Below are 4,285 nucleotides of genomic sequence, written 5' to 3' on the forward strand. Positions count from 1 at the left end.
GGGTTTGGGTGCTTCAACATCTGATGACCTCGTTATTGAGGAGGAAATTAATCCGAAAATCGTTTGCGGTGTAACTTAGTTACAGTAAGAGTTTTAGGTTTTTGGAGATGTCTATTGCTTGCGATAAGTTTCGCTGGCAAGATTATGTGGAATCAGCGAGTCCTCGTCCTCCGATTGAACAAGTGAAGGGGGACTTTGAAAAGGATTACTTTGCTCGACGGGGAGAATCCAATCAATCTCGAACCACTTGGAATACAGAATATAAGGAGGTTTTTAAGAAATTTACCCCAGGTACGCCCGTCACGGAAGAAGTGCTATTGAATGTGATTTTGGGGACTCAAGCCAATACGCGATCGCGCATTCGCGCTTGTATGGTTTGTAGCGCGAAGCCTACGGCACGGGCTTGCGCCCTACGCGAAATTTCTGAATCTTGAGTTTGATGCCACGCGCTATCGGGGAAACTATTCCGGGAAGCAAGTGCAACCGCGAGATATCCCCAGTGATGAAGTGATTGCTCAACGTTACCAATCCATTAAGAACGAGGCATGGCAATGGGTCTTTGGGATGATGGCGTGTTACGGCTTGCGGAATCATGAAATCTTTCACATTGATGTTGACTCGCTGAAAACGGCACCGGGGATTCTCAAAGTGACAGGGGGCAAAACCGATGAGCGGCTAATTTTCCCGATTTACCCGGAATGGTGGGAAAAATGGCAACTGTGGGAGGTGAAATTTCCCAATGTCACCGGACAAACCAATCGAGATTTAGGAAGTCGCATTAGCCGCTTTTTTAAGAGAAGTGAGTTGGGTCGTCCTTATGATTTACGTCATGCTTGGGCGATTCGATCCCTGCTGTTTGGCATGGATGTGTCGATGGCGGCAGCGCAAATGGGTCACAGTGTGAATCTACACTGCGAAACCTACCATCAATGGATTACTGAAGACCAGCAAATGAAGGCGTTTAGAATTTTGATGGAGCGACCCGACCGACCCAGTGCCCCGGAATAATCTCGGCTGGTTTTCTGATCAGCCCAAAAATTGACTCGACCCTTGATTGAGAGGGGACGGGCAGGAGATATTTACTGGTCGTTTCTAAAGTGGCTGTAACTCTGTCACTTGTCTTCGGTCATCTGTATTCCTGCCTGTCATTTCCTTACGGCTTAATTAAGAGCGGGGAGCTCATCAACTACTGTTATCAGCTAAGAGATTGATTCAAGTGAGTCAAGTCGCAATGTAGATTCAAATGTGATTATAGATAGGGGAAAATAAAACTTTTTTATCTATTAAATTGGTAGACTGATCACTTAAAGTGTCATCTGAGATTGACTTCATTTATGAGTGATTCCTCTCCTACCCCCGGAACCCTGGTGGCCAGTCGCGATCGCGCTTGGGTAGTGCTACCCAGCGAAAATGAGCAAATTGTTCGTTTACGTCCCCTTAGCGGGAATGAAGACCAAATTTGTGGACTGTACCGCCCCCTGTTAGAACAAAATTTAGAAAGCCTCACTCCAGCTCATTTTCCAGCGCCTTCTCCCCGTCAAGTCCAAGACCACCAAGCGGGGGCGCTGCTCATGAATGCCGCGCGCCTTAGTTTACGCAGTGGCGCGGGTCCGTTTCGCTGTTTAGGACGGTTATCGGTGCGTCCTCATCCCTATCAGTTAGTGCCCTTACTGATGGCTCTCAAACTCGATCCGGTGCGGTTACTGATTGCCGATGATGTGGGAATTGGAAAAACCATTGAAGCCGGGCTGATTACACGGGAATTATACGATCGCGCTGAGATTAGACGCTTTGCCGTGCTGTGTCCCCCTCAACTGTGCGACCAATGGCAAAAGGAACTGAAACAAAAATTTAATCTCGATGCTGTGGTGGTCCGTTCCGGAACGGCGTCCAAACTAGAACGATCCCTCCCTTCCGGCGATCACCATATCTTTAGCTACTATCGCCATCTCATCATCAGCTTAGACTATGTGAAATCGGAGCGACGGCGAGCGAGTTTTCTCACCCATCATCCAGAATTGGTGATTGTCGATGAAGCCCATACTTGTACCCAACGGAGCGATTACAGTGCCACCCAGCAACGCCATCGTCTGGTGCGAGACCTAGCCGATCACGAAAACCTGCATCTCATCTTGTTAACCGCAACCCCTCACAGTGGCATTGAAACCGCTTTCCGCTCGCTACTGGGACTGATTAAACCGGAGTTTGAAGACTTTGACCTGGAACATCTCAGCGAATCTCAACGCGCTCACCTCGCCCAACATTTTGTTCAACGGCGACGGGCGGATGTGCAAGACTGGATCACCGCAACCCCTTTCCCCAAACGAGAATCCTTAGAAGCTCCCTATCGTCTTTCTCCAGAGTATCGAAACCTGTTCAGTGCCGTTTATGATTTTGCGCGGGGATTAGTCAAAGGGGAGCGCTCTCAACTCAGCTACGCCCAACAACGGGGACGGTATTGGTCTGCCTTAGCCATCATTCGCTGTGTTATGTCTTCCCCTGCAGCAGCGATCGCGACCTTGAAACGTCAGGCGAGTAAAGATTTGGGAGTCGGGAGTCGAGAGTCGGAAGTGGGAAATCCCTCTGATCTTTTGGATGAAGAGGTTGCAGCCAGCTATACCTATGACCCCACGGATCAAGAACAAGCAGTGGACGCACCGCCAACGGTGGTGGTGGAACAAGGAAAACAAACTTATCAGGAGAAAGACCGCCGACAGTTGAGGGAATTTGTTCGTCAGGCGGAAAAATTACAGGGACAAGGAGATCTGAAGCGAGAACGGCTCAATGAAATTATTCAAGACCTTCTCTGGCAAGGGTATCAACCGATTATTTGGTGTCGCTACATCAGCACCGCGAACTACCTGACTGAACAACTGCGTCAACAGTTCTCAGGGAAGAAAAAGAAATACCCAAACCTTAGAATTATTGGGATTACTGGGGAACTCTCTGAAGATGAACGGGAAATTCGCTTAGAAGAATTAGTAAAATATCCACAACGGGTGTTAGTGGCAACTGACTGTCTAAGCGAAGGAGTCAACCTGCAACTGTATTTTAATGCTGTCATTCACTATGATCTGCCGTGGAATCCTAACCGCTTAGAACAACGGGAAGGACGCATTGATCGCTATGGACAAACAGCGCCGACGGTAAAATGCTTTCTCCTCTATGGACAAGATAACCCAGTGGATGGAGCGGTATTAGATGTGTTAATTCGCAAAGCAGTGAGTATTCATAAAACATTGGGAATTACCGTTCCGGTTCCCTTAGATAGTAATGATGTATCCGAAGCCGTTTTTGAATCCTTGTTTGAACACGCCGAAGAAGCCCAGCAGTTATCGTTACTGGAATTGTTGAATGAAGAAGATACCGCGTTATTAGAGGTGCAAAAAAGTTGGGACCGCGCGGTAGAACGAGAACGGAAGAACCGATCGCGCTTTGCCCAACGTAGCCTCAAACCCGAACAAGTCCAAGCCGAACTCGAAGACAGCGATCGCGCTTTAGGCAGCACTGCACAAGTTGAGCAGTTTGTCAGAACGGCGCTGGAACGATTAAACGCCAGTTTGATTAAAAAACGGGACTATTGGCGACTTCCGAATATTCCCGCTTGTTTGGTTCCGGTATTGGGAGATACGGCGCGCGACATTACCTTTACCTCTCCCGCACCGGAGGGAATAGAGACAATTGGACGGAATCATCCCCTTGTGGAAACTTTAGCCAAAACCCTCTTAGAAGAAGCCTTAGAAAGCCCAGAAACCTCAGTTGCAGCGCGGTGTGGCTTTACCGTTACTGATGCGATTGACAAACCGGTGTTTATTCTGTTGTTGCGGGGACGATATTTAATCAAACAACGCAAAACATCTCCCTTACTGGCTGAAGAGTGCTGGTTACAAGGGTTTACCGGTCCCCCTTCCCAAGCGCAATGGTTAACCCCAGAGGAAACAGAAACTTTATTTACCGAAGCCAAACCGGTGGCAGACTATTCCCTGCAACGAAAGCAAGATACCCTCACTCGCATCATTGATCGATTAGAGGAGTTAACACCCAGTTTAGAACAATTTGCGCGCGATCGCGCCGCAGCGATTGCAGAGTCTCACCAGCGGGTTCGCAGCCTTACCAAGGAAGGAAAAGTCAAAGTCGAACCACAGTTACCCTTAGATATTTTGGGAGTTTATATTGTAAGGATTCAGGGATAAGGGTTGACAGGAGTCAAAAAAGGGTTAAGCTGAAGCCATGATGATGAGCCAAGAGCACTCGTTCCCCAAGGCGGAAGAACTGAGCCAGTTGC

Annotated in this window: 3 protein-coding genes; all 3 read left to right on the forward strand. The window is 48.4% G+C overall.

Features of this window, described 5'->3' with window-relative positions:
* Positions 1-107 precede the first annotated feature (107 nt).
* The 3 genes from GVY04_00285 to GVY04_00295 all read left to right on the forward strand — a co-directional run bounded on the left by GVY04_00285 (position 108) and on the right by GVY04_00295 (position 4,193).
* A complete protein-coding gene (locus tag GVY04_00285; protein ID NBD14614.1) occupies positions 108-434 on the forward strand; it encodes a hypothetical protein in 327 nt (108 codons plus the stop codon).
* Positions 424-1,008 (forward strand): hypothetical protein, encoded by a 585-nt coding sequence (locus GVY04_00290; GenBank protein NBD14615.1) that lies wholly within the window; start codon positions 424-426, stop codon positions 1,006-1,008. The genes GVY04_00285 and GVY04_00290 overlap by 11 nt, the downstream gene beginning before the upstream one ends.
* Before the next feature lie 326 nt (positions 1,009-1,334).
* Positions 1,335-4,193 carry a DEAD/DEAH box helicase family protein gene (locus GVY04_00295; protein NBD14616.1) on the forward strand — a complete coding sequence of 953 codons (2,859 nt, stop codon included), beginning with the start codon at positions 1,335-1,337 and terminating at the stop codon, positions 4,191-4,193.
* Positions 4,194-4,285: the final 92 nt, after the last annotated feature.

Source organism: Cyanobacteria bacterium GSL.Bin1, assembly GCA_009909085.1.
Lineage (GTDB): Bacteria > Cyanobacteriota > Cyanobacteriia > Cyanobacteriales > Rubidibacteraceae > Halothece.

Excerpts from the sequence above, each read along its gene's own strand:
- GVY04_00285 (NBD14614.1), top strand. The coding sequence starts at position 108 with ATGTCTATTGCTTGCGATAAGTTTCGCTGGCAAGATTATGTGGAATCA.
- GVY04_00295 (NBD14616.1), top strand. The coding sequence starts at position 1,335 with ATGAGTGATTCCTCTCCTACCCCCGGAACCCTGGTGGCCAGTCGCGAT.